We start from the raw sequence: 25,457 nt of genomic DNA, 5'->3' as shown, positions 1-25,457 counted from the left end.
GGAGATGATAATAAATTGAAAAAGCTGAAACTACATGGCTTTAACAACCTGACCAAAAGCCTGAGTTTTTGTATTTACGATATCTGCTACGCCAAAACAGCGGAAGAGCGAGATGGTTATATCGCCTATATCGACGAACTCTATAACGCCAACCGTCTGACCGAAATTCTGTCAGAAACCTGCTCTATTATCGGGGCAAATATCCTGAACGTTGCCCGTCAGGACTACGAACCACAGGGCGCGAGCGTCACCATCCTGGTGAGCGAAGAACCCATTGATCCTACGCTTATCGACAAAACCGAACACCCGGGCCCGCTGCCTGAGGCCGTTGTGGCCCATCTCGATAAGAGCCATATTTGCGTCCATACCTATCCGGAGAGCCATCCGGAGGGCGGTCTTTGCACCTTCCGCGCGGATATTGAAGTCTCTACCTGCGGCGTGATTTCGCCACTGAAAGCACTGAATTACCTTATCCACCAGCTTGAATCGGATATCGTGACCATCGATTATCGCGTGCGCGGTTTTACCCGCGACGTGAACGGCATGAAGCACTTTATCGATCACGAGATTAATTCGATTCAGAACTTTATGTCTGATGACATGAAGGCGCTGTACGACATGGTAGATGTGAACGTCTATCAGGAAAATATTTTCCATACCAAGATGCTGCTTAAAGAGTTCGACCTTAAGCACTACATGTTCCACACCAAGCCGGAAGATTTGACGGAAGAAGAACGGAAGGTGATTACGGACCTGTTGTGGAAGGAAATGCGCGAAATCTACTACGCCAGGAATATCCCGGCGGTGTAAAACCCGTGCGGAGCAGGGACGCTCCGCGATGGTTATTTCTGTTTAATGAATACCCGATAAGCCTCGATCACCTGTAGAAAGTCTTCAACGCCGCACATCGACAGGCTCTCTTCGTCGTAATAGCTCATCCCTTCTTCTATCTCGTCGCCGGAAAACTCAAGCTGATTGGCGCGTACCATCACCTCTTCGCCATCCATCCACACGGTGTACTCGTGTCCGGCACACTGCCATGAACGTTCGGTACCTTTGAGCGCCTGCGCAGCCTGCTCCACTTCCTCCAGTAGGGCGAGGTTGTCTTTAACCTCTTCGTTGAACCAGTGGCCTACGGCCTCGTGGCCCATCGACATCCGCACCTTCACCCCACCGGTAAGATCGCGCAGAAATTCGTAATCCATAGCGTTTTCCTCTGCAAAGCCATTACGTTAATTATCGCAGCAGAGAGGAAGAAAAAAAGCGGAACGAGTGGAAGGAATGAAAATAAAAAGGTGAGGACAAGACCCTGCGGTCTGGTGCCCTCACCCCAGCCCCTCTCCCGCAGGAGAGGGAAGCATTTGTTATACTGCGGTCTGGAAGATAACCCCGTCAGCTTTCTCGGTGTACTGAGAGAGCTGATCGAAGTTCAGATAGCGATAGGTATCTACCGCGGTCTTATCTACCTGGGCAACAAAGGTCTGGTACTCTTCCGGTGTTGGCAGTTTACCAATGAGCGCCGCGACGGCCGCCAGCTCAGCAGACGCCAGGAAGACGTTCGCGCCGGTACCAAGACGGTTCGGGAAGTTACGGGTTGAGGTAGAAACTACCGTCGCACCGTCAGCCACACGCGCCTGGTTACCCATGCACAGTGAACAGCCCGGGATTTCAATACGCGCCCCGCTCTTACCAAACACGCTGTAGTAGCCTTCTTCAGTCAGCTGAGCCGCATCCATACGGGTTGGCGGAGCCACCCACAGACGCGTCGGCAGTTGACCTTTGTGGTTATCCAGCAGTTTACCGGCGGCACGGAAGTGACCGATGTTGGTCATGCAGGAGCCGATGAACACTTCGTCGATTTTCTCGCCCTGCACGTCAGACAGCAGACGCGCATCGTCCGGATCGTTCGGCGCGCACAGAATAGGTTCTTTGATATCCGCCAGATCGATGTCGATCACTGCCGCGTACTCCGCGTCAGCATCGGCTTCAAGCAGCTGCGGATCCGCCAGCCATTTTTCCATGCCCTGAACACGACGCTCCAGCGTACGACGATCGCCGTAGCCTTCTGCGATCATCCACTTCAGCAGTACGATGTTAGAGTTCAGATACTCAACGATCGGCGCTTTGTTCAGCTTGATGGTACAGCCCGCAGCAGAACGTTCAGCGGAGGCATCGGTCAGCTCAAACGCCTGCTCTACTTTCAGATCCGGCAGACCTTCAATCTCAAGGATGCGACCAGAGAAGATGTTTTTCTTACCTTTCTTCTCTACGGTCAGCAGGCCCTGCTTGATAGCGTACAGCGGGATCGCATGTACCAGATCGCGCAGAGTGATGCCCGGCTGCATTTTGCCTTTGAAGCGCACCAGCACTGATTCCGGCATATCGAGCGGCATGACGCCGGTCGCGGCAGCAAATGCCACCAGGCCAGAACCCGCCGGGAAGGAGATGCCGATCGGGAAACGGGTATGGGAGTCACCACCGGTACCGACGGTATCCGGCAACAGCATACGGTTCAGCCAGGAGTGGATAACACCATCGCCCGGACGCAGCGACACGCCGCCACGGTTCATGATGAAGTCTGGCAGTGTGTGGTGGGTGGTTACGTCGACCGGCTTCGGATAAGCCGCAGTGTGGCAGAAGGACTGCATCACCAGGTCAGAAGAGAAGCCCAGGCACGCCAGGTCTTTCAGTTCATCACGGGTCATTGGACCGGTGGTGTCCTGAGAGCCGACAGAGGTCATCTTCGGTTCGCAATAAGCGCCCGGACGGACACCGGCAACGCCGCAGGCACGACCAACCATTTTCTGTGCCAGAGAGAAGCCACGGTTGCTTTCCGCCACGTCTTTCGCTTTGCGGAACACCTCGCTGTGCGGCAGACCCAGCGCTTCACGCGCTTTGGTGGTCAGGCCACGGCCGATGATCAGCGGAATACGGCCACCGGCGCGCACTTCGTCAACCAGCACGTCGGTTTTAAGCTCGAAGTTTGCCAGCAGTTCGTTGGTTTCGTGGTTACGCACTTCACCTTTAAACGGGTATACGTCGATAACGTCGCCCATGTTCAGGTTGTTTACATCGACTTCAATTGGCAGCGCACCGGCATCTTCCATAGTGTTGAAGAAGATTGGCGCAATTTTACCGCCAAGGCACAGACCGCCGCCGCGCTTGTTCGGCACGTGCGGAATGTCGTCGCCCATGAACCACAGTACGGAGTTGGTGGCCGACTTACGGGAAGAGCCCGTACCGACAACATCACCGACGTAGGCCAGCGGGAAACCTTTTTTCGCTAAGGCTTCGATCTGTTTGATAGGGCCGACAGCACCTGGCTGATCCGGCTCAATGCCTTCACGGGCGTTTTTCAGCATCGCCAGTGCGTGCAGCGGGATATCCGGACGAGACCAGGCATCCGGCGCCGGAGACAGGTCGTCGGTGTTGGTTTCACCGGTCACTTTGAAGACGGTGACGGTAATTTTGTCGGCCAGCTGCGGGCGGTTCAGGAACCACTCGGCATCGGCCCAGGACTGCATAACCTGCTTCGCAAACGGGTTACCGGCTTTTGCTTTTTCTTCTACATCGTAGAAGTTATCAAACATCAGCAGAGTGTGGGACAGCGCTTTGGCGGCAATCGGTGCCAGCTTTTCGTTATCCAGCGCGTCGATCAGCGGATGAATGTTGTAACCACCCTGCATTGTGCCGAGCAGTTCAATCGCTTTTTCAGGGGTAACCAGTGGGGAGGTCGCTTCGCCTTTGGCTACAGCGGCAAGGAATCCAGCTTTAACATAGGCGGCTTCGTCAACGCCCGGCGGTACACGGTTAATCAGCAGGTCTAACAGGAATTCTTCTTCGCCAGCAGGCGGATTCTTCAGCAGCTCAACCAGGCCGGCCATTTGGGTTGCATCTAAGGGTTTTGCAACAATCCCAACGGCTGCACGCTCAGCTACGTGCTCACGGTATTCTTTTAGCACGACGGTTCTCCTCGCTCTCATTGTCATATGCGGCAGGCGATTCTCTTCACGCTCCTGTGAGACAGCAGTTTGTAGGGTAAATGCCGGATACCGCGTCGGGCAGCATAGCAGGATTTTGGTAGAGTGTTAATCCGTTTACAAAAAAGCAACATTAAATACTTGCTGAATCGTTAAGGATAAATGTTGCAAGCGAAACCGGGGGGCTAAAGAAGACAAAATGCTTTTATGACCAAGGCTTACCGGCATAACCATGCAGCTTAGCGAATGACATTTATAATTCGAGTAATAAATACACACACTCTTTGTCGAATCTGGACTCAAATTCCCTCTTTGAGTCAAAAACGCGGCAAAGGGGTGAATATACTCGTGGCTTTATGAACGCCTGTCGGCGCTACTTTGTCGGAGTCATACTATGACGTTGTCCTTTAAACCTCAGGCCCTCGTTCTGCTGTGCAGTGCCGGGCTGCTCGCCGCTTCTGGTGTGCTATATGTGAAGAGCCGGGCCCCGGAAACCATCACCCAGCCTGCCGCACAAACGGCGGCTCAACCTGCACCTCCGGCACCTGCCCCTGCTCCGGCGGCCACCGCACCAGCCGCCGCGCCGGTGACCACCACCTACACCACTGCGCAAATCGATCAGTGGGTCGCCCCCGTGGCGCTCTACCCGGATAACCTGCTGTCGCAGGTGTTGATGGCAGCCACCTACCCGACAAACGTGATGCAGGCGGTGGAGTGGTCACACGATAACCCGAGCATGCAGGGCGATCCCGCCGTGCAGGCCGTGGCGAACCAACCGTGGGATCCTAGCGTGAAATCGCTGGTGGCATTTCCAGCCCTGCTGACGCTGATGGGTGAAAACCCACAGTGGGTTCAGGACCTGGGTAACGCCTTCCTCGCCCAACCGCAGGACGTGATGAACTCGGTACAAAAACTACGCGCCCTGGCGCAGCAAACCGGCGCGCTCAAGTCCACTCCACAGCAAAAAGTGACGGTCACGGCAGCCCCGGCGAATAGTAGCTCAACCACCACCACGACCCAGAGCGCACCGGCCACAACTCAGGTGATTAAAATTGAATCCGCGGATCCTCAGGTGGTCTACGTGCCCACCTACAATCCGTCGACGGTCTATGGCACCTGGCCTAACACCGCCTATCCCCCGGTTTACTTACCGCCACCTCCCGGGGAGCAGTTTGGTAACAGCTTTATGAACGGTCTCGGCTTCAGTCTTGGGGTCGCTACCACCTACGCACTGTTCAGTAATATCGACTGGGATGACGACGATCATTACCACGGCAATGGCAACTGGAACGGCAATGGCTACAACCACAACGGCGATAACATCAACATTGACGTGAATAACTTCAACCGTATATCCGGGGAACATTTGAACGGTAAAAATGTTAACTGGCAGCACAACCCGACGTACCGCAACAACACGCCATACCCTAACAACTCGCTGAACCAACAGTTCCATCGAACCAACGTGGCGGGAGGACTTAGCGCCACTCAGAACACAACGGTCAACCGCGACAGCCAGCGTCAGGCCGCGATGAACCAGTTCGAGAAGAAAACGGGTACTTCAGCGCGCCCGGCGGCGGGCACGAAAGATGCCCAACGTAAGGCAGCGTCACAGCAGATGCGCCAGACGGCAAAACGCAATGATTATCGTGGGTACGACAACCAGCCGGTGAATCGGGCGAAGAACCAACGCCAGCAGCCGTCGGCGCAGCAACAGCAGCAGCGTCGTGAAAGAGCACAACAGCAGCAGCGCACTGCGTCCAACGCCGCACAACGCCCGCAGCGCGTACAGAATAACCGGGCTAATGCGTTGAGCGGAAACGATAGCCGCTCGCCGTCCTGGGAGGCACAGCGTCAGCGGGGTATGGAGAGCAGAAACACCTCCGCCCGCAACAATCAGGCTCGTGAAGGCCGTGGTCAATCTCGTGAAATGCGTCGTCGCTAAGGAAAAAGTCATGAAAAAAACAGTGATTGCTGGCGTACTGACGCTATTCGCTCTGCCGGTATTTGCTCAAAAGGCGTTCACCACGCCAGAAAAGGCCGCAACCGCTCTGGTCGAGGCAATAACCACCCACAATGAAGCGAAGATGAGCGCTCTGCTGGGCGATGACTGGCGCCGCTATCTGCCGCCTGAAGGTGCGGATCCTGAAGCGGTAGCTCGTTTCCTGCGCGACTGGAAAGAGAGCCACAAAATCGTCACCGAAGGCGATACCGCGTATATCAACGTCGGCAGTGAAAACTGGCAGCTACCGATCCCCATGACCCGTCATACGGAAGGCTGGCAGTTTAATATGGCCCAGGCGGCGGAAGAGATCGAAACGCGTGAAATCGGGCGCAATGAGCTTTCTGCCATTCAGGCGATGCACGCCTTTGTTGATGCGCAGCAGGAGTATTACCAGCTCACCAACTCATGGGCGAAGAAACTCATCAGCAGCGAAGGGAAAAAGGATGGTCTTTACTGGCCCATCAAGCCTGGCGAAGCCCCAAGCCCCCTCGGCCCTGCCTACAGCCCCGCCGTGCCTGGGATGGGGTACCACGGTTATCATTTCAGGATAATTAATGACCACGACGCTTCAGGCGTGGCGCTGATTGCCTGGCCTGTGGTCTGGGGACAAACCGGAGTGATGAGCTTTATGGTCAATCTGAACGACGAAGTGTATCAGGCCGATCTCGGTGAGCAGTCTGCAGAGAAGGCTAAAACTGTCACCCACTTCTCGACAGAAGCCCCCTGGCAGAAAGTCGAACAATAAAAACGACAAAGCCTGGCAATCGCCAGGCTTTTTTTCTCAGCCAACCATTAACCCTGATGCGGCATCAGACCCTGATGACCAATCACCGCCGGTTTTGAGCTGGTGAGTGCGGCTTCGTCGGCACCAATACTGCCAGAGTTCGCGGCCCACACCCCTTCCTGAGTTTTAGTCACAGCCTGATGCTGCGCATTCAGATCCTGTCCGACGCCAGCAATGTGCGTGCTTTCAGTATCACCGCTGTTGACTGCCCACGGAATAACGGGGTCGGCGGCAAATGCCAGACCTGAAAATAGTGTTGCGGCTAATGCTGCTGTAGTCAGTAACCTTTTCATCTTGCACCTCGAAAATAATTAGCACTCTATAAGTTTACTCTGAAATTAGTTTCAAAAGGACTTCAAGATGTAGAGAGGTATTACGCGAGAAATGATTACTAACACTTTGACGAAGCGGGAGAAATAAAAAAAGCGGCTGACTCAGCCGCTTTTTATTATCTTCGCAGAAGACTTACTTCTTCTTCGCTTTCGCGTTTGGCAGGTCGGTGATGCTACCTTCAAACACTTCAGCGGCCAGACCCACAGATTCGTGCAGGGTCGGGTGCGCGTGGATGGTCAGCGCGATATCTTCGGCGTCGCAACCCATTTCGATAGCCAGACCGATTTCACCCAGCAGTTCGCCGCCGTTGGTACCGACAATCGCACCACCGATAACGCGGTGAGTTTCTTTGTCGAAAATCAGTTTGGTCATACCGTCTGCGCAGTCGGAAGCGATAGCACGGCCAGAAGCAGCCCACGGGAAGGTGGCGGTTTCGTAGCTGATGCCTTTCTCTTTCGCTTCTTTCTCAGTCAGACCGACCCATGCCACTTCTGGCTCAGTGTAGGCGATTGACGGGATAACTTTCGGATCGAAGTAGTGCTTCATGCCGGCGATAACTTCAGCGGCAACGTGACCTTCGTGAACACCTTTGTGCGCCAGCATCGGCTGACCGACGATATCGCCGATAGCAAAGATGTGCGGCACGTTGGTGCGCAGCTGCTTGTCAACGCGGATGAAGCCACGGTCGTCCACTTCCACGCCAGCTTTGCCCGCGTCGAGGTTTTTACCGTTCGGTACACGACCGATAGCCACCAGCACCGCGTCGTAACGCTGCGGTTCGCTCGGGGCTTTTTTGCCTTCCATGGAAACGTAGATACCGTCTTCTTTCGCTTCAACGGCGGTCACTTTGGTTTCCAGCATCAGATTGAATTTCTTGCTGATGCGCTTGGTGAAGACTTTAACGATGTCTTTGTCGGCAGCCGGGATAACCTGGTCGAACATTTCAACCACGTCGATATCTGAACCCAGTGCGTGGTATACGGTGCCCATTTCCAGACCGATGATACCGCCACCCATAACCAGCAGGCGTTTAGGTACAGTTTTCAGTTCCAGCGCATCGGTGGAATCCCACACGCGCGGATCTTCATGCGGAATGAACGGCAGTTCGATCGGACGGGAACCCGCCGCGATGATAGCGTTGTCGAAGTTGATAACGGTTTTGCCGTTCTCGCCTTCCACTTCCAGGGTGTTAGCCCCGGTGAATTTACCCAGACCGTTAACCACTTTAACTTTACGGCCTTTGGCCATACCAGCCAGACCACCGGTCAGCTGAGTGATTACTTTCTCTTTCCAGGTACGAATTTTGTCGATATCGGTTTTCGGTTCGCCGAAGACGATACCGTGTTCAGCCAGCGCTTTGGCTTCTTCGATAACTTTCGCAACGTGCAGCAGTGCTTTAGAAGGGATACAGCCAACGTTCAGACAAACACCACCGAGGGTGCTGTAACGTTCTACGATTACGGTTTCCAGACCTAAATCAGCGCAACGGAAGGCAGCGGAATACCCTGCCGGACCTGCCCCAAGTACCACGACCTGAGTTTTGATTTCAGTACTCATCATGACCTCTTAATTTATTTCCGGCGGTCCCTGGTCTTGTCGCCCATCATCCACCGGGTCGTTCTATCCGCCCGTATTTTACAAAATTGTTAACAATTTTGAAACAACAAAACGGCAACGATTTATCTTTGGCACGAATAACCTCATATAACATCATGAGATTACCAGAAAAAAGCCGGCCGATTGGCCGGCTTTTTCTCTTACATCACCAGGCGGCGAATGTCGCTCAGCATGTTGTTGATGATGGTAATGAAGCGCGCACCATCAGCACCGTCGATAACACGGTGGTCGAAGGACAGGGAGATCGGCATCATCAGACGCGGTACGAACTCTTTGCCATTCCACACCGGCTCCATCGCAGACTTGGAGACACCGAGGATAGCCACTTCCGGCGCGTTCACGATCGGCGCGAAGTGAGTGGTGCCCAGGCCACCGATGCTGGAGATGGTGAAGCAACCGCCCTGCATTTCGCCAGCGGTCAGTTTGCCATCACGTGCCTTTTTGGAGATCACGGTCAGTTCACGAGACAGCTCGGTGATGCTCTTCTTGTTCACGTCTTTAAAGACCGGAACCACCAGGCCGTTCGGAGTATCAACCGCTACACCGATGTTGATGTATTTCTTCAGCGTCAGGCGCTGCGCATCTTCGGACAGAGAGCTGTTGAAGCGCGGCATCTGTTCCAGAGCGGCGGCAACGGCTTTCATGATGAAGACCACTGGGGTAAATTTCACGTCCAGTTTACGCTTCTCAGCTTCGGCGTTCTGCTGCTTACGGAACGCTTCCAGATCGGTGATATCGGTTTTGTCGAAGTGCGTAACGTGCGGGATCATCACCCAGTTACGGCTCAGGTTAGCACCAGAGATTTTCTGGATACGACCCAGTTCCACTTCTTCAATTTCACCAAACTTGCTGAAATCAACTTTCGGCCACGGCAGCATGCCCGGCAGACCGCCGCCAGCCGCTGCAGCCGGAGCCGCTTCAGCGCGTTTAACCGCATCTTTCACGTAAGCCTGAACGTCTTCGCGCAGGATACGGCCTTTACGACCGGAGCCTTTCACTTTCGCCAGGTTAACGCCGAATTCGCGCGCCAGGCGGCGGATCAGCGGAGTCGCGTGAACGTAAGCGTCGTTTTCAGCAAACTCAGATTTGCCTTCAGCTTTTGCAGCCGGAGCCGCTTTAGCCGTCGGAGCCGGAGCTGCCGCAGCAGGTGCCGGTGCCGCAGCCGGTGCTGCCGCAGGGGCCGCGCCTTCGACTTCGAAGACCATAATCAGAGAGCCGGTAGACACTTTGTCGCCGGTGCTGATTTTGATTTCTTTCACGGTACCCGCGAACGGCGCCGGAACTTCCATAGAGGCTTTGTCGCCTTCTACGGTGATAAGAGACTGCTCAGCGGTCACTTTGTCACCGACCTTCACCATCACTTCGGTCACTTCGACTTCATCACCACCGATATCCGGTACGTGAACGTCTTTCGCGCCCGCGGCCGCTGCCGGAGCGCTTGCCGCCGGTGCTGCTGCTTGTGCCGGAGCCGCTGCCGGAGCTGCGCCCGCGACTTCGAAGACCATGATGAGAGAACCGGTGGAAACTTTGTCGCCGGTAGTCACTTTGATTTCTTTCACAGTGCCTGCGAACGGTGCCGGAACTTCCATAGAGGCTTTGTCGCCTTCTACGGTGATCAGGGACTGCTCAGCGGTCACGGTGTCGCCAACTTTCACCAGGATCTCGGTGACTTCAACTTCGTCGCCGCCGATGTCCGGTACGTGAACGTCTTTCGCTGCCGCGGCAGCTGCTGGTGCAGCGGCCGGAGCGGCTTTCTTCTCTTCCTGCGCAGGTGCAGCTGCTGCTGCACCGTCGGCGGAATCGAATATCATGATAAGTGCGCCAGTCTCGGTTTTATCGCCGACAGAGACTTTAATCTCTTTAACGATGCCAGCCTGCGGAGACGGGACTTCCATAGAGGCTTTGTCACCTTCTACGGTGATCAGCGACTGTTCTACTTCAACTTTGTCGCCCACTTTGACCAGGATCTCGGTGATTTCAACTTCATCAGCCCCGATGTCCGGTACATTGATTTCGATAGCCATTATCTCTTTACCTCTTACGCCAGACGCGGGTTAACTTTTTCTGCATCGATATTGAATTTGATGATTGCGTCAGCAACCACTTTCTTATCGATTTCGCCACGTTTAGCCAGTTCGCCCAGTGCCGCTACGACTACGTAAGACGCGTCCACTTCGAAGTGGTGACGCAGATTCTCACGGCTGTCAGAGCGACCGAAGCCGTCAGTACCCAGTACGCGGTAATCATCAGCCGGTACATAAGTACGAACCTGCTCAGCAAACAGTTTCATATAGTCGGTGGAAGCCACTGCCGGTGCATCGTTCATCACCTGAGCGATGTACGGAACGCGCGGGGTTTCCATCGGGTGCAGCATGTTCCAGCGCTCACAATCCTGGCCATCACGCGCCAGTTCAGTGAAGGAGGTGACGCTGTACACGTCAGAGCCCACGCCGTAGTCTTTCGCCAGGATCTCTGCTGCTTCACGAACGTGACGCAGGATAGAACCGGAGCCCAGCAGCTGAACTTTACCTTTGCTACCTTCGAGGGTTTCGAGTTTGTAGATACCTTTACGGATACCTTCCTCGGCACCTGCTGGCATTGCCGGCATGTGGTAGTTTTCGTTCAGAGTGGTGATGTAGTAGTAAACGTTCTCTTGCTTCTCACCATACATACGCTCCAGACCGTCATGCATGATGACAGCAACTTCGTACGCGTAAGAAGGATCGTAGGAGATACAGTTCGGGATAGTCAGAGACTGAATATGGCTGTGACCATCTTCGTGCTGCAGACCTTCACCGTTCAGGGTCGTACGACCAGAAGTACCACCTACCAGGAAGCCGCGAGCCTGCTGGTCGCCTGCCTGCCAGCACAGGTCACCGATACGCTGGAACCCGAACATGGAGTAGTAAATGTAGAACGGGATCATCGGCAGATCGTTGGTGCTGTAAGATGTCGCAGCAGCCAGCCAGGATGCGCCTGCGCCCAGCTCGTTGATACCTTCCTGCAGGATCTGACCTTTTTCGTCTTCTTTGTAGTAAGCAACCTGCTCACGGTCCTGCGGGGTGTACTGCTGGCCGTTCGGGCTGTAGATACCAATCTGACGGAACAGACCTTCCATACCGAAGGTACGCGCTTCGTCGGCGATGATCGGAACCAGACGGTCTTTAATAGACTTGTTCTTCAGCATCACGTTCAGGGCACGAACGAAAGCGATAGTGGTAGAGATCTCTTTGTTCTGTTCTTCCAGCAGCTGAGAGAAGTCTTCCAGCGCCGGCAGTTCCAGTTTCTCGGTGAAGTTCGGCTGACGAGCTGGCAGGTAGCCTTTCAGCGCCTGACGACGTTCGTGCAGGTACTTGTGCTCTTCAGAACCTTCCGGGAAGGTGATGTAAGACAGGTTTTCTACCTGCTCATCGCTCACTGGAACGTTGAAACGGTCGCGGATATGACGCACGCCGTCCATGTTCATTTTCTTCACCTGGTGAGCGATGTTTTTACCTTCTGCGGTATCACCCATGCCGTAACCTTTGATGGTATGGGCCAGGATTACAGTCGCTTTACCTTTGGTGTCCTGCGCTTTTTTCAGTGCAGCGTAGACTTTCTTCGGATCGTGACCACCACGGTTCAGGGCCCAGATCTGCTCGTCAGTCCAGTCAGCAACCAGAGCGGCGGTTTCCGGGTATTTACCGAAGAAGTGCTCACGAACGTAGGCGCCGTCTTTGGATTTGAAGGTCTGGTAGTCACCGTCAACGGTTTCGTTCATCAGCTGGATCAGTTTACCGCTGGTGTCTTTACGCAGCAGCTCATCCCAACGACCGCCCCACATGACCTTGATGACGTTCCAGCCAGCACCCGCGAAGATGCCTTCCAGTTCGTTGATGATCTTGCCGTTACCGGTTACCGGACCATCCAGACGCTGCAGGTTACAGTTGATGATGAAGCACAGGTTGTCCAGTTTCTCACGAGTTGCGATAGTGATCGCACCTTTGGATTCCGGCTCATCCATCTCACCGTCGCCCAGGAAGGCGTAAACGGTTTGCTCAGAGGTATCTTTCAGACCACGGTGTTCCAGATACTTCAGGAATTTAGCCTGGTAGATTGCACCAATCGGACCCAGACCCATAGATACGGTCGGGAACTGCCAGAATTCCGGCATCAGTTTCGGGTGCGGGTAAGAGGACAGACCTTTACCGTGAACTTCCTGACGGAAGTTGTTCATCTGCTCTTCGGTCAGGCGACCTTCGAGGAATGCACGTGCGTAGATGCCCGGGGAGATGTGACCCTGGAAGTACACCAGATCGCCGCCGTCTTTTTCATTACGAGCGCGGAAGAAGTGGTTAAAGCACACTTCGTATACGGTCGCAGAAGACTGGAAGGAAGCCATGTGGCCGCCCAGCTCCAGATCTTTCTTGGACGCGCGCAGAACGGTCATGATGGCGTTCCAGCGGATAGCAGAACGAATACGACGTTCCAGATCCAGATTGCCCGGGTATTCCGGTTCATCTTCAACGGCAATGGTGTTTACGTAGTTGCTAGCCCCTGCACCAGCTGCAACCTTCACGCCGCCTTTACGGGCCTCGGAAAGGAGCTGATCAATCAGATACTGAGCGCGCTCAACACCTTCTTCACGGATGACCGATTCGATCGCCTGTAGCCAGTCGCGAGTTTCGATCGGATCCACGTCATTTGGGAAACGTTCTGACATGGGGGGTATTCCTTATATCTAATACGTTGATTTGTCTGGAACCTGTCCCATTGCGCTTTCGTGAAAACGCAATAAGACAGGTTCTGCGTTTAGTTGCCGCGCTCTAAAAAATTGGCGCTTAATCCTTTCGTTGCTGTAAGCGGCGTAGTGAGCGTTCGCGTCGCGACTGTTCACGGCTGCGGTCCAGCAATATTTCCTCAATAAAAGCCAGATGTCGGTGCGAGGCTTCACGCGCCTGCTCCGGCTCTCTGGCCATAATCGCCTCGAAAATTCGGGTGCGATGATTGCTGACCATCGGGAGCATTTCCCGACGGGCGTATAACAATTCGAAGTTTTGCCGTACGTTTTGCGCCAGCATCGGCTCCATGCAGCGTAGCAGATGGAGCAAAACCACATTATGTGCGGCTTCGGTGACGGCAATTTGATACTGGACAACGGCGCTGGATTCGGCGTCAAGATCGCCTGAAAGCTGTGCCCGTTCGATGGCCTGATGAAGTTCGCGAATACGCTCGTGATCTTCATCGGTGCTGCGCAATGCGGCGTAATAGGCCGCGATACCTTCAAGCGCGTGACGGGTTTCCAGCAGATCAAACTGGGATTCAGGGTGGTCGGTCAGTAGCTCTACCAGCGGATCGCTGAAGCTCTGCCAGAGGCTACTCTGCACAAACGTACCGCCGCCCTGGCGACGAAGCAGCAGACCCTTAGCTTCGAGGCGTTGGATGGCCTCACGCAGCGAAGGACGGGAGACGTCGAACTGTTTGGCCAGCTCGCGTTCAGGCGGAAGTTTTTCGCCGGGGCGCAGTGTCCCCTCAAGAATCAAAAACTCCAGCTGCTGTTCAATCACATCAGAAAGTTTTGGTTGGCGGATTTTGCTGTAGGCCATTATTCCCTGTCTCTGCCATTAGCCCGGAGTCAATTGGTCTTACCAATTTCAAGTTCGTAGCGCTAAAGTAACAAAGTATTCACCTTCTGTCCATACAGGTTTTGATTGAAATCAGGAAACCATGCACATTTTAACAACCTTACAGAAAGCACGTTTCAGAAATGTAACTTTGGATAAAAGAGTTGATTACCACTAAAGAGGCACAATTAACCTTAGTGAAACGAGGGATTTGGCAATCTGAAGCGATTCAACAACGCAAATAATGAAATTTTGCCCACTTATTGGGCATTTTTATTCTATGCCTGGAGGTAGGACGTTAAATCGGGCTGATTTACAAATGCTTTCTTTTTATCCAACTCGTCATCATCCCTTCATAAAGCAGGTGCATTCAAATGCGCTTACCACTATTCTTGCGCTTACGGAAGACATCAGCGATTTTTTCAGTCAGCTTAACCGTAAAGATATAAATACATAAAATGGACTTTATTGATTACACAACATAACAACCACACACGAACGAGGTTTTCATGATGGAAGGTGAACAGCACGGCGGTCAGCTGAAGCGCGGCCTAAAAAACCGCCATATTCAGCTCATTGCGCTGGGCGGGGCTATCGGGACCGGCCTGTTTCTGGGCAGCGCCTCCGTAATACAGTCCGCAGGACCGGGGATTATTCTCGGCTATGCTATCGCAGGTTTTATTGCCTTCCTGATCATGCGTCAGTTGGGTGAAATGGTGGTTGAAGAGCCGGTAGCCGGGTCTTTTAGTCACTTTGCCTATAAATACTGGGGCTCCTTTGCCGGCTTCGCTTCCGGCTGGAACTACTGGGTGCTCTACGTGCTGGTTGCCATGGCCGAACTGACGGCGGTAGGGAAATACATCCAGTTCTGGTGGCCTGAGATCCCAACCTGGGTCTCTGCCGCCGTGTTCTTCGTTGCCATTAACGCCGTCAACCTCACCAACGTGAAGGTGTTCGGTGAGATGGAGTTCTGGTTCGCGATTATCAAAGTGGTCGCCGTTGTGGCGATGATCCTGTTCGGCGCATGGCTGCTGTTCAGCGGCAGCGGCGGTCCGCAGGCAACCGTACGCAACCTGTGGGATCAGGGCGGTTTCCTGCCGCACGGCTTTACCGGGCTTGTCATGATGATGGCTATCATCATGTTCTCTTTCGGCGGGCTTGAGCTGGTGGGTATCACCGCCGCTGAAGCGGATAACCCGGAGCAGAGCATTCCGAAAGCCACCAACCAGGTTATCTACCGTATCCTGATTTTCTATATCGGTTCTCTGGCGGTGCTGCTGTCACTGCTGCCGTGGACCCGCGTCACCGCGGATACCAGCCCGTTCGTACTTATCTTCCATGAGCTGGGCGATACCTTCGTGGCTAACGCACTGAACATCGTAGTACTGACAGCAGCGCTGTCGGTATACAACAGCTGCGTATACTGCAACAGCCGTATGCTGTTCGGTCTGGCAAAACAGGGCAACGCACCAAAAGCACTGGCGAAAGTCGACAAGCGCGGCGTGCCGGTCAATACCATCCTGACCTCCGCGCTGTTCACCGCACTTTGCGTATTGATTAACTACTTTGCCCCCGAGTCAGCGTTCGGTCTGCTGATGGCTCTGGTGGTTTCAGCCCTGGTCATCAACTGGGCGATGATTAGCCTTGCACACATGAAGTTCCGCCGCGCGAAGGCGCAGGAAGGCGTGACTCCGCGCTTCCCTGCTCTGTTCTACCCGCTCGGTAACTGGCTGTGCCTGTTGTTCATGGCGGCGGTGCTGGTCATCATGCTAATCACCCCAGGCATGGCGATTTCCGTTTACCTGATCCCGGTATGGATTGCCATTCTCGGTGTCGGCTACGTATGTAAACAAAAAAGCGCCAGCGCGGTGAAAGCCCACTAAGCACTTCCTTAACGCTGCGCCCATCCCGGGCGCAGCGTCCTGTTATCTCCCTCACACTTTCCTGCTGATAGCCATTTCATCCATATCGTCGCCCCTATACTGCAACGCATTTGGCGAACCGAAGACCAATAATTCTCTCCATATCACATCGGGGAGCGCTTTCCATGAGCAACAACGCACTGTCAGTCAGAGAAAAGATCGGCTACGGCATGGGTGATGCGGGATGTAACATCATCTTTGGCGCCATTATGTTGTTTGTTAACTACTTTTATACCGATATCTTTGGTCTTGCCCCGGCGCTGGTCGGCGTCCTTCTATTATCGGTTCGCGTTATAGATGCCGTTACTGACCCTATCATGGGGGCACTCGCCGACCGCACGCGCAGCAAGTATGGTCGATTTCGTCCATGGCTTTTGTGGATTGCCTTCCCCTACGCTCTCTTCAGCGTCCTGATGTTCACCACGCCAGAGTGGAGCTATAACAGCAAAGTTATCTATGCGTTCGTCACCTATTTCCTGCTCTCTATCACCTACACGGCAATCAACATCCCGTACTGCTCGCTGGGAAGCGTCATCACCAACGACCCGAAAGAGCGCGTCGCCTGTCAGTCTTATCGTTTTGTCCTGGTGGGCATTGCTACCCTGCTGCTATCGCTCACTCTGTTGCCAATGGTCGACTGGTTCGGTGGCGGTAATAAAGCCAGGGGTTACCAGATGGCCATGACCGTGCTGGCGTTTATCGGCATGTGTATGTTTCTGTTCTGCTTTGCGACCGTTCGTGAGCGTATCCGCCCGGCGGTACAAACTAACGATGAACTAAAGCAAGATCTCAAAGACGTGTGGAAGAATGACCAGTGGGTGCGCATTCTGCTGCTGACGCTGTGCAACGTCTGTCCGGGCTTTATTCGCATGGCTGCGACCATGTATTACGTCACCTGGGTGATGCAGCAGAGCACCCATTTCGCCACCCTGTTTATCAGCCTGGGCGTGGTCGGCATGATGATTGGCAGTATGCTGGCGAAGGTATTAACGGATCGCTGGTGCAAACTGCAGGTCTTTTTCTGGACCAATATCGCGCTGGCTATCTTCTCCTGCGCGTTTTATTTCTTCGACCCGCACGCCACCGTGATGATTCTGGTGCTCTATTTCCTGCTCAACATCCTGCATCAGATCCCTTCCCCGCTGCACTGGTCGCTGATGGCCGATGTCGACGACTATGGTGAATGGAAAACCGGTAAGCGCATCACCGGCATCAGCTTCTCGGGCAACCTGTTCTTCCTGAAGGTCGGTCTGGCGGTCGCCGGAGCGATGGTCGGATTTCTGCTCTCGTGGTATGGCTATGACGCCGGGGCAAAGCAGCAAAGCGCCGCCGCGATCAACGGGATCGTGATGCTGTTTTCGGTGATTCCGGGCGCTGGCTATCTCATTACCGCCGGGGTCGTTCGCCTGCTGAAGGTCGATCGTGGGTTTATGCTGCAGATTCAGTCCGATCTGGAAAAGCGCCGCGCTAACTACCGCGAGCTGAGCGACTATCAGGAACAGAAAATAGCTGAACAGGAAAGGAAAGCATAATGAATCAGTGGCCAAATCCATTTATTGAACAGCGCGCGGACCCTTTCATTCTGCGGCACGGAGGAGAGTACTACTTCATCGCCTCAGTACCTGAATATGACAGGCTGGAGATCCGCCGCGCCACAACGCTTGCAGGGCTGCGTGACGCTATGCCAGTGGTGGTGTGGCGTAAACCCGAACAGGGGCCGATGAGCGAGCTTATCTGGGCACCGGAGTTGCACAACATCGATGGCACCTGGGTTATCTGGTTTGCCGCAGCCACAACGCAAACGCTTGATACGCTTGACATGTTCCAGCACCGCATGTTCGCCCTCACCTGTGACAACCCGGATCCGCTGGCAGGCCGTTGGGTAGAACGCGGGCAGGTAAAAACACCGTTTGATACCTTTGCCCTTGATGCGACGACCTTTAGTCACCAGGGAAAACACTGGTACCTGTGGGCACAGAAGGCACCAGACATCGCCGGAAACTCGAATCTTTATCTGGCAGAACTGGAAAACCCGTGGTCGATTAAAGGCGAGCCGGTGATGCTGAGCCGGCCAGAATTTGACTGGGAATGCCGGGGGTTTCTGGTGAATGAAGGCCCGGCGGTTATCACTCACGGAACGCGTTTATTTGTCAGCTATTCCGCCAGCGCCACCGATGAAAATTACTGCATGGGGCTACTGTGGATTAACCTCGAGGATGACCCGCTGCAGGCGGCAAACTGGCACAAATCTCCCCAACCGGTTTTCACAACAAGTTATGAAAACCGCCAGTACGGGCCCGGGCACAACAGCTTTACGCAAACGGAAGAGGGGGAGGATGTGCTGGTGTATCACGCGCGCAATTACACCGAGATTGAGGGCGATCCGCTGTATGACCCGAACCGCCACACGCGGCTGAAGCTGATTCGCTGGAATGAAAACGGGATGCCTGATTTTGGCACCCCGCCTGCGGATACGCTTACACTAACGTCCCATAAATCGTCAGTAATGCCATGATAACCACCGTCACATACGAGGTTTTCTTAGCCAGCGACACTGCTGCTTTTGGTGTTTCGACTTTATCGATATGAGGCTCACGCGCCAGCGAAAATTGGGCAAGCTGCGTTAATACCTGGTACTGCGGCGTGTGCCTGTCTCCGAGCGAAGCAAACCACGCGGGGAGCGCCTTCTCCCCGTGCCCCAGCAGAGCGTAGACTACGCCAACCAGACGTACTGGCAGCCAGTCCAGCACGTGCAAAATTGCATCAATACCTGACTGTAAACGGTGATGAGGCGTCTGATAGCGAGCAAGCCACGTCTGCCAGGCGCGGAGAAACGCATAGCCCACCAGGGTTACCGGGCCAAGCGGCCCGCCCACCACAAACCAGAACAGCGGCGCGAGATAAAAACGGTAGTTGATCCACAGCAGCGCATTTTGCAACTCGCGCAAATACTCACGCTCATCGCAGCCTGGCGGTACACCGTGGATAAGGGTCAATTCGCTGGCCATGGAGTCACGCGCGTGGTTGTCGCCGTGCGAAGCCGCTTTCAGATAGGCATGATAATGCATACGCACTTTGCCCGCGCCGATACACAAAAGCCCGATCGGGATCCAGAACACCAACAGCGGAACGTTAAACAGTAATCCACCCAGCGCCCGCTGGATGAGGAACACTACCGCCATCGCCACAATGGTCATCAGCAATGTGCCGATCATAGACCAGCGCTTAATGCGTCGGAACAGCACTTCCAGCCGGTGATCCAACTGCCAGTGTTCACCCAGCTTAAATAAGCGCTCGGCAATCAGCACCAGCAGCGTCGTAAACAGCGTCATGTCATCTCCTTATCTGACGAAGGGGTGACCAGCGCACGAAACTTTTTCCAGTCAAATGAAGAACCGGGATCCGTTTTGCGACCTGGCGCAATATCACTATGGCCGGTGATGTGGTTGCTCATCGCCGGATAAACCTGCATTAACAGCTGCGTGACCGCTGCCAGCTGTCGATACTGAGCGTCGGTGTAGGGCTCGATGTCCGTTCCCTCAAGCTCAATACCTATCGAAAAATCATTACACTTTTCCCGCCCCTGATAGCACGAAACCCCAGCGTGCCATGCTCGCTTATCGAAGGGGACATATTGCACAATTTCGCCATCACGGCGAATCAGACAATGGGCAGAAACCCGCAGGTGCGCGATCCCGGCAAAATAGGGGTGCGCTGTAGGATCGATTGTCCCGGTAAATAACGCGTCGATCCACGGACCGCCAAATTCACCGGGCGGCAGGCTAATGTTGTGTACCACCAGCAACGAAGGAACTTCATCATCCGGACGGCAATCATGGTGCGGCGAGGGCACGCGACGTGCGCCTTCCAGCCATCCCCCGTTTAACTGCATGCGGGCTCTCCTAATCTATGGTACTGATAACGGCTTCAGAGTAGCATGTTTCAATCTTATGATTGATGACCATTTTGGAGTTTTATCATGCCGCCTCGCCGCTACAACCCCGACCACCGACGTGACGCGCTGCTTGAACGCATCAACCTCGATATTCCCAACGTTGTCGCGCATGCGCTGCGTGAAGACTTAGGTGGAGACGTTGATGCCAACAACGATATTACGGCTCAATTATTGCCAGAGTCCTCCCATTCCCATGCCGTCATTATCACTCGTGAAGACGGTATCTTCTGTGGTAAACGCTGGGTAGAAGAGGTGTTTCTGCAACTGGCGGGCAGTGATGTGCAGATTACGTGGCACGTTGCCGATGGCGATACCGTCAAAACCAACCAGCCGCTGTTCGAACTGGAGGGCCCGTCGCGGGTTCTGCTGACGGGTGAACGTACCGCGCTAAACTTTGTTCAGACGCTCTCCGGAGTGGCCAGCGAAGTTCGCCGCTATGTCACCCTGCTGGAAGGAACGCGTACTCAATTGCTCGATACGCGTAAAACCCTGCCAGGGCTTCGCACCGCTTTGAAATACGCCGTCCTGTGCGGTGGCGGGACCAACCACCGTCTGGGCTTATCTGACGCTTTCCTGATTAAAGAGAACCACATTATCGCCTCGGGATCGGTTCGTCAGGCGGTGGAAAAAGCGTTCTGGCTGCATCCGGATGTACCGGTAGAAGTGGAAGTTGAAACCCTCGATGAGCTTAGCGAGGCGCTAAAAGCGGGTGCGGACATTATCATGCTCGACAACTTCACCACCGCATTGATGCGCCAGGCCGTTGCCATGACTAACGGACAAGCGCAGCTGGAGGTCTCTGGCAACGTCACCTTCGACACCATTCGCGAGTTTGCCGAGACCGGGGTCGATTTTATCTCCGTCGGCGCGCTCACCAAGCACATTCGCGCGATGGATCTGTCGATGCGCTTTAAGTAACACTGACGAAGGGGGCGAATTACGCGCCCTCTTCCACTTTCTCTGCACGCTCCGTGCAACTGCAAAAAATCCCCTGAAACAGCCTTCACAAACTAACTTTCTCTCCTCGCCGCTCCTGGTTTGCTCTGCCACTGTGCTCCCGTCATTCAAGGAGTCACAAATGAACAAACAGTATGGATTTACCCTGATAGAACTCATGGTGGTGATTGGCATCATTGCGATTCTGAGCGCCATTGGCATTCCGGCTTACCAGAATTACCTGCGCAAGGCGGCACTAACCGATATGTTGCAAACCTTCATGCCTTACCGCACCGCGATTGAGCTGTGCGCCCTCGACCACGGCGGCACCTCAGGATGCAGCGCCAGCAGCAACGGTATTCCCTCCCCCTCAACGACCCGCTACGTCTCAGCAATGAGCGTCTCACAGGGGACGGTGACGATGACCGGGCAGGAAAGCCTCAACGGGTTAACCGTCGTCATGACCCCACGGTGGGACAACGCCAACGGTATTACCGGTTGGCAGCGCGTCTGCAACGTACAAAACGATGGTGCACTGCAACAAGCCTGCGAAGACGTTTTCCGCTTTGATGGCACGCAGGAGGTAACGCAATGAAACTCGAACAGCTTGATGTACTATGCAAACGCCATCAGGCCCTGCTGTTGCACAGCAACGAGGCGATGCTGTGCATTGCGGTGGTGGGGACCCCCTCGCCTGAACTACTGGAAGCGCTACGCTTTGCCACCCAGAAACGTGTTGATATCGAATGCTGGGAGGCCGCCCGCATGGAGCAGCACCTGAGAGTGGAGGCCCACTCTCATCTTCCTGCCATCGCAGACGAGCAGGAAAATGCCGTCGCATTGCTCAATCGCATGTTTGAACAGGCGTTGGCCCAGCGAGCCTCCGATATTCATATTGAGCCCGACGAGCAGTGTCTGCGCATTCGTCTACGGGTGGACGGCGTGCTTCACACGCAGCCTCTGGTCGGCGCATCGCTCGCTCCTACTCTCACCGCCCGGCTCAAGGTGCTGGGTAATCTGGATATTGCCGAACGGCGCTTACCCCAGGATGGACAGTTCACCATCACGATCGCCAATGAGCCAGTGTCGTTTCGCATCGCCACACTCCCGTGTCGTCATGGAGAAAAAGTGGTTCTGCGCTTACTTCACCGTCAGGAACAGGCGCTGGAGCTGAGCGCCGCCGGCATGTCGCCGTTGCAGCTTGCTCAGTTCACTCACGCGCTGCTCCAGCCCCAGGGGCTAATTCTGGTTACCGGCCCGACCGGTAGTGGTAAAACGGTCACCCTGTACCGCGCCCTGCAACGGCGAAATACCCCCGAGGTTAACCTTTGCAGCGTGGAGGATCCGGTTGAAATTCCCCTGGCGGGCATCAACCAGACGCAGGTTAACCCACGTGCTGGTCTCACCTTTCAAAGCATCCTGCGCGCCCTGCTGCGCCAGGATCCGGATATTGTGATGGTAGGGGAAATCCGTGATACCGAAACAGCCGAAATTGCCATCAAGGCGGCGCAAACCGGGCATCTGGTGCTGTCGACCCTGCACACCAACTCCACCAGCGAAACCCTGACCCGCCTGCAACAAATGGGGGTAGCGAGCTGGATGGTGTCTTCCGCTCTGTTACTGGTGGTCGCGCAGCGTCTGGTACGAAAACTTTGTCCCCACTGCCAGCAGAGTGCCAGCGAGGACATTGTTCTTCCGCTCTCGCTGTGGCCACGCCCCCTGGCCCATCGGCAGGCTACTGGCTGCAAACGCTGCTACCACGGCTATTACGGGCGAGTCGCACTGTTTGAATTACTCCCGATTGGCAACGATATTCGCCACGGCATCACCACCGCTATGAGTGCTCGTGAAATAGAACACCTGGCACGTCAGGCGGGGATGACAACGCTGTTTGAAAGCGGCTGCGATGCGGTAGAAAAAGGGCTGACCAGTTGGGAGGAGATAGTCCGGGTGCTGGGGATACCGAATGTCCAGTAAACCTCTATGGCACTGGCGCGGCCTGACGCCGCAGGGTGAATATATCAGCGGAACCCTGTGGAGTCCTCACCGTGTGGCTGTCGTCAACACGCTGGAAGAGAGGCATATTTCAGCGCTCAGGATCCGCCGCTGTCGCGTTCACTCATCGCACTGGCACCCACAACGCAGCGGCGAAATGGTGGGACAGCTGGCAACGCTACTTCAGGCGGGGCTGACGCTATCCGATGGCCTCGAGCTGTTGGCAGCACAGCACCCGAGCGCGCAGTGGCAGGCCCTGTTGTACCAGTTAGCACGCGAATTACAGCAGGGCATCGCTTTTTCTGTTGCCCTGGAGGCATGGCCCGAAGCCTTCCCTCCTCTTTTTATCGCGATGATCCGCACCGGTGAGCTCACCGGAGAGCTCGAACTCTGCTGCCAGCACTTAGCCCGCCAGCAGGAAAGCCAGCATCGGCTAAACCTGAAAGTAAAAAAGGCGCTGCGTTATCCGCTGATTGTGTTGAGCGTTGCCCTGATAGTGGTGGTTGCGATGCTCGGATTTGTACTGCCAGAGTTCACGGCTATCTATCAGACGTTCAATACCCCGCTTCCTGCGCTGACGCGGGGTGTAATCGTAGCGGCAGCCCTGTTCCACGACAGTTTGATACCGCTTCTTGCCGTTATACTGTCTGGTGCGTTGGTCGCAAAACGTTTCCATCGCCATCCCGGCTGGCAGCTCTATCGCCAGGCACTGTTACTCCGCCTTCCGTTAGCAGGCCCGTTAGTTCTCGGACAAAAGCTAAGCCAGATTTTTACCGTTCTCTCACTTACGCAGAATGCAGGTATCGCCTTCTTACAGGGGCTCGGGAGCGTAGAAGTCACATTACAAAATCGCTGGTGGCAGAAAGTGATTCATCAGGTTCATGAGGAGGTCTCACAGGGTAGCGCCATCTGGCAGGCGCTGGCAAAACACCCGGTGTTTCCATCGTTGAGCCTGCAGCTCATCAGAACCGGCGAAGCTTCAGGTGCGCTGGACCGCATGCTTAATAATCTTGCGCAGCACTATCAGGTGCAGACTGAACAATTGGCAGATGAGCTGGCCACGCTACTGGAGCCACTGATGCTGCTGGTGACAGGCATTATCATCGGCACGCTGGTCGTCGCCATGTATTTACCGGTCTTCCATCTGGGGGATGCTATCGGGGGGATGGGAGGATGACGCTGGCGCAGCAAATGCGCCAGCGAATTCGCTTACAGGCTGTTGAACACGCGGTTCTCTTGTTCCTGCACGCGGATAAAGGTCGTACGCTTGGTCAGCTCTTTCAGGCGCGATGCACCAACATAGGTACATGCAGAACGCAGGCCGCCAAGAATGTCGCGTGCGGTATTCTCTACCGGGCCACGCAGCGGCAGCTTCACGGTCTTACCTTCTGCGGCACGGTAGCCCGCAACACCACCGACGTGACGGTTCATGGCAGATTCAGAGCTCATGCCGTAGAACAGCATGAATTTCTCACCATTTTCTTCGACAACTTTACCACCGCTCTCTTCGTGCCCTGCCAGCATACCGCCCAGCATCACAAAATCTGCACCGCCGCCAAAGGCTTTCGCCACGTCGCCCGGCATAGTACAACCACCGTCGCTGACAATCATGCCGCCCAGACCGTGTGCCGCATCCGCGCACTCAATCACGGCGGAAAGCTGCGGATAACCCACACCGGTTTTCACACGAGTAGTGCAAACGGAACCCGGGCCAATGCCTACTTTCACGATATCAGCACCGGAGAGGATCAGTTCTTCACACATCTCACCCGTTACCACGTTACCGGCAATAATGGTTTTATCCGGCCAGGCCGCACGTGCTTTTGCAACAAACTGAACAAAGTGCTCGGAGTAGCCGTTCGCCACGTCGATGCACACAAAATTCAGCTGTGGGTTTTGAATCAGGATCTGTTTGGTTTTTTCGAAATCGGCATCAGAAGTACCGGTCGACACCATGACGTGTTTCAGCACGTCAGCAGAAGCGCCCTGCACGAATGCCTGCCAGTTTTCGATGGTGTAGTGCTTATGCACAGCGGTAAGAATATCAAAAGCCGCCAGTGCGGTCGCCATTTCAAAGGTACCAACAGAGTCCATGTTGGCCGCGATGATTGGAACACCAGACCAGGTATGACCGGAATGCTTAAAGGTGAATTCGCGTTCCAGTTCTACTTCGGAACGGCTTTTGAGGGTAGAGCGCTTAGGGCGGATAAGGACGTCTTTAAAGCCTAACTTCAGATCTTCTTCAATACGCATGTGCGGATTCCTGGGGTATGTGGAAAATAAGTTCAAAGCACAACTCCAGTGACGTTATCATACGCAGTAATCAG

The 25,457-nt window shown here is 54.7% G+C and carries 20 protein-coding genes; 10 read left to right on the top strand and 10 right to left on the bottom strand.

The annotated features are described in order from the left end of the window. Nucleotides 1-15 precede the first annotated feature (15 nt). Nucleotides 16-810 (top strand): adenosylmethionine decarboxylase, encoded by a 795-nt coding sequence (gene speD / locus C7387_RS17725; protein ID WP_006817174.1) that lies wholly within the window; start codon nt 16-18, stop codon nt 808-810. A 32-nt stretch (nt 811-842) separates the two neighbouring features. On the opposite strand, the gene yacL is transcribed toward speD, so the two are convergent. Together yacL and acnB are read right to left on the bottom strand one after the other, a co-directional pair. After that, on the bottom strand, nt 843-1,205 hold the full coding sequence (gene yacL, locus C7387_RS17720) for a protein YacL (RefSeq protein ID WP_006817173.1): 363 nt from the start codon (nt 1,203-1,205) through the stop codon (nt 843-845). A 159-nt stretch (nt 1,206-1,364) separates the two neighbouring features. Beyond that, a complete protein-coding gene (gene acnB, locus C7387_RS17715) occupies nt 1,365-3,962 on the bottom strand; it encodes a bifunctional aconitate hydratase 2/2-methylisocitrate dehydratase (RefSeq protein ID WP_112471436.1) in 2,598 nt (865 codons plus the stop codon). Between the two features lie 412 nt (nt 3,963-4,374). Between acnB and C7387_RS17710 the strand changes: the two genes are divergently transcribed. Then, nucleotides 4,375-5,925, top strand: a complete 1,551-nt coding sequence (locus C7387_RS17710) for a DUF3300 domain-containing protein (RefSeq protein WP_038252121.1) — start codon at nt 4,375-4,377, stop codon at nt 5,923-5,925. A gap of 10 nt (nt 5,926-5,935) precedes the next feature. Continuing rightward, nucleotides 5,936-6,730, top strand: coding sequence for a DUF2950 family protein (locus C7387_RS17705; protein WP_166791137.1), 795 nt, complete (start codon nt 5,936-5,938; stop codon nt 6,728-6,730). 47 nt (nt 6,731-6,777) lie between these two features. On the opposite strand, the gene C7387_RS17700 is transcribed toward C7387_RS17705, so the two are convergent. The 5 genes from C7387_RS17700 to pdhR form a co-directional block, all read right to left on the bottom strand. Beyond that, nucleotides 6,778-7,062 (bottom strand): hypothetical protein, encoded by a 285-nt coding sequence (locus C7387_RS17700; protein ID WP_006817169.1) that lies wholly within the window; start codon nt 7,060-7,062, stop codon nt 6,778-6,780. Nucleotides 7,063-7,234: 172 nt separating this feature from the next. Beyond that, nucleotides 7,235-8,659: a dihydrolipoyl dehydrogenase gene (gene lpdA, locus C7387_RS17695; RefSeq protein ID WP_038252128.1), complete on the bottom strand. Its 1,425-nt coding sequence runs from the start codon at nt 8,657-8,659 to the stop codon at nt 7,235-7,237. A 200-nt stretch (nt 8,660-8,859) separates the two neighbouring features. Continuing rightward, nucleotides 8,860-10,743 carry a pyruvate dehydrogenase complex dihydrolipoyllysine-residue acetyltransferase gene (gene aceF, locus C7387_RS17690; protein WP_120817195.1) on the bottom strand — a complete coding sequence of 628 codons (1,884 nt, stop codon included), beginning with the start codon at nt 10,741-10,743 and terminating at the stop codon, nt 8,860-8,862. Nucleotides 10,744-10,757: 14 nt separating this feature from the next. After that, complete coding sequence (gene aceE, locus C7387_RS17685; RefSeq protein ID WP_120817194.1) at nt 10,758-13,421, bottom strand: pyruvate dehydrogenase (acetyl-transferring), homodimeric type; 2,664 nt, start codon at nt 13,419-13,421, stop codon at nt 10,758-10,760. 118 nt (nt 13,422-13,539) lie between these two features. Next, complete coding sequence (gene pdhR / locus C7387_RS17680; protein ID WP_006817165.1) at nt 13,540-14,304, bottom strand: pyruvate dehydrogenase complex transcriptional repressor PdhR; 765 nt, start codon at nt 14,302-14,304, stop codon at nt 13,540-13,542. Between the two features lie 527 nt (nt 14,305-14,831). Between pdhR and aroP the strand changes: the two genes are divergently transcribed. The 3 genes from aroP to C7387_RS17665 all read left to right on the top strand — a co-directional run bounded on the left by aroP (nt 14,832) and on the right by C7387_RS17665 (nt 18,759). Continuing rightward, entirely contained in the window at nt 14,832-16,205 is a 1,374-nt protein-coding gene (gene aroP, locus C7387_RS17675; protein WP_006817163.1) for an aromatic amino acid transporter AroP, read from the top strand. Nucleotides 16,206-16,369: 164 nt separating this feature from the next. Then, nucleotides 16,370-17,776 (top strand): glycoside-pentoside-hexuronide (GPH):cation symporter, encoded by a 1,407-nt coding sequence (locus C7387_RS17670; RefSeq protein WP_120817193.1) that lies wholly within the window; start codon nt 16,370-16,372, stop codon nt 17,774-17,776. After that, the gene (locus C7387_RS17665; protein WP_120817192.1) at nt 17,776-18,759 is read left to right on the top strand and encodes a glycoside hydrolase family 43 protein; all 984 of its coding nucleotides are present in this window, start codon (nt 17,776-17,778) and stop codon (nt 18,757-18,759) included. The genes C7387_RS17670 and C7387_RS17665 overlap by 1 nt, the downstream gene beginning before the upstream one ends. On the opposite strand, the gene ampE is transcribed toward C7387_RS17665, so the two are convergent. Together ampE and ampD are read right to left on the bottom strand one after the other, a co-directional pair. Beyond that, the gene (gene ampE / locus C7387_RS17660) at nt 18,722-19,576 is read right to left on the bottom strand and encodes a beta-lactamase regulator AmpE (protein ID WP_120817191.1); all 855 of its coding nucleotides are present in this window, start codon (nt 19,574-19,576) and stop codon (nt 18,722-18,724) included. The genes C7387_RS17665 and ampE overlap by 38 nt on opposite strands. Continuing rightward, nucleotides 19,573-20,136, bottom strand: coding sequence for a 1,6-anhydro-N-acetylmuramyl-L-alanine amidase AmpD (gene ampD / locus C7387_RS17655; RefSeq protein WP_038252131.1), 564 nt, complete (start codon nt 20,134-20,136; stop codon nt 19,573-19,575). The genes ampE and ampD overlap by 4 nt, the downstream gene beginning before the upstream one ends. A gap of 87 nt (nt 20,137-20,223) precedes the next feature. On the opposite strand from ampD, the gene nadC reads away from it, so the two are divergent. From nadC to hofC, 4 genes are all read left to right on the top strand, one after another. Then, on the top strand, nt 20,224-21,117 hold the full coding sequence (gene nadC, locus C7387_RS17650; RefSeq protein ID WP_006817158.1) for a carboxylating nicotinate-nucleotide diphosphorylase: 894 nt from the start codon (nt 20,224-20,226) through the stop codon (nt 21,115-21,117). A gap of 160 nt (nt 21,118-21,277) precedes the next feature. Continuing rightward, nucleotides 21,278-21,730, top strand: a complete 453-nt coding sequence (gene ppdD / locus C7387_RS17645; protein WP_120817190.1) for a prepilin peptidase-dependent pilin — start codon at nt 21,278-21,280, stop codon at nt 21,728-21,730. Further along, a complete protein-coding gene (gene gspE, locus C7387_RS17640; protein WP_038252133.1) occupies nt 21,727-23,112 on the top strand; it encodes a type II secretion system protein GspE in 1,386 nt (461 codons plus the stop codon). The genes ppdD and gspE overlap by 4 nt, the downstream gene beginning before the upstream one ends. Further along, on the top strand, nt 23,102-24,307 hold the full coding sequence (gene hofC, locus C7387_RS17635) for a protein transport protein HofC (RefSeq protein WP_120817189.1): 1,206 nt from the start codon (nt 23,102-23,104) through the stop codon (nt 24,305-24,307). The genes gspE and hofC overlap by 11 nt, the downstream gene beginning before the upstream one ends. A 32-nt stretch (nt 24,308-24,339) precedes the next feature. Here hofC and C7387_RS17630 read toward each other — a convergent pair whose 3' ends face one another. Then, entirely contained in the window at nt 24,340-25,383 is a 1,044-nt protein-coding gene (locus tag C7387_RS17630) for a GMP reductase (RefSeq protein WP_038252136.1), read from the bottom strand. Nucleotides 25,384-25,457: the final 74 nt, after the last annotated feature.

The organism is Yokenella regensburgei, from assembly GCF_003634235.1.
GTDB lineage: Bacteria > Pseudomonadota > Gammaproteobacteria > Enterobacterales > Enterobacteriaceae > Yokenella > Yokenella regensburgei.
The sequence above is the reverse complement of the archived record's forward strand: the minus strand, read 5'-3'. Positions and strand labels throughout refer to the sequence as shown.

What these genes read in the sequence shown, in the direction of transcription:
- yacL (WP_006817173.1), bottom strand. Translation starts at nt 1,205, where the DNA reads ATGGATTACGAATTTCTGCGCGATCTTACCGGTGGGGTGAAGGTGCGG.
- C7387_RS17710 (WP_038252121.1), top strand. Translation starts at nt 4,375, where the DNA reads ATGACGTTGTCCTTTAAACCTCAGGCCCTCGTTCTGCTGTGCAGTGCC.
- lpdA (WP_038252128.1), bottom strand. Translation starts at nt 8,659, where the DNA reads ATGAGTACTGAAATCAAAACTCAGGTCGTGGTACTTGGGGCAGGTCCG.
- C7387_RS17665 (WP_120817192.1), top strand. Translation starts at nt 17,776, where the DNA reads ATGAATCAGTGGCCAAATCCATTTATTGAACAGCGCGCGGACCCTTTC.
- aceF (WP_120817195.1), bottom strand. Translation starts at nt 10,743, where the DNA reads ATGGCTATCGAAATCAATGTACCGGACATCGGGGCTGATGAAGTTGAA.
- C7387_RS17630 (WP_038252136.1), bottom strand. Translation starts at nt 25,383, where the DNA reads ATGCGTATTGAAGAAGATCTGAAGTTAGGCTTTAAAGACGTCCTTATC.
- ampD (WP_038252131.1), bottom strand. Translation starts at nt 20,136, where the DNA reads ATGCAGTTAAACGGGGGATGGCTGGAAGGCGCACGTCGCGTGCCCTCG.
- hofC (WP_120817189.1), top strand. Translation starts at nt 23,102, where the DNA reads ATGTCCAGTAAACCTCTATGGCACTGGCGCGGCCTGACGCCGCAGGGT.
- C7387_RS17670 (WP_120817193.1), top strand. Translation starts at nt 16,370, where the DNA reads ATGAGCAACAACGCACTGTCAGTCAGAGAAAAGATCGGCTACGGCATG.
- ppdD (WP_120817190.1), top strand. Translation starts at nt 21,278, where the DNA reads ATGAACAAACAGTATGGATTTACCCTGATAGAACTCATGGTGGTGATT.
- C7387_RS17700 (WP_006817169.1), bottom strand. Translation starts at nt 7,062, where the DNA reads ATGAAAAGGTTACTGACTACAGCAGCATTAGCCGCAACACTATTTTCA.
- gspE (WP_038252133.1), top strand. Translation starts at nt 21,727, where the DNA reads ATGAAACTCGAACAGCTTGATGTACTATGCAAACGCCATCAGGCCCTG.
- aceE (WP_120817194.1), bottom strand. Translation starts at nt 13,421, where the DNA reads ATGTCAGAACGTTTCCCAAATGACGTGGATCCGATCGAAACTCGCGAC.
- C7387_RS17705 (WP_166791137.1), top strand. Translation starts at nt 5,936, where the DNA reads ATGAAAAAAACAGTGATTGCTGGCGTACTGACGCTATTCGCTCTGCCG.
- pdhR (WP_006817165.1), bottom strand. Translation starts at nt 14,304, where the DNA reads ATGGCCTACAGCAAAATCCGCCAACCAAAACTTTCTGATGTGATTGAA.
- ampE (WP_120817191.1), bottom strand. Translation starts at nt 19,576, where the DNA reads ATGACGCTGTTTACGACGCTGCTGGTGCTGATTGCCGAGCGCTTATTT.
- aroP (WP_006817163.1), top strand. Translation starts at nt 14,832, where the DNA reads ATGATGGAAGGTGAACAGCACGGCGGTCAGCTGAAGCGCGGCCTAAAA.
- nadC (WP_006817158.1), top strand. Translation starts at nt 20,224, where the DNA reads ATGCCGCCTCGCCGCTACAACCCCGACCACCGACGTGACGCGCTGCTT.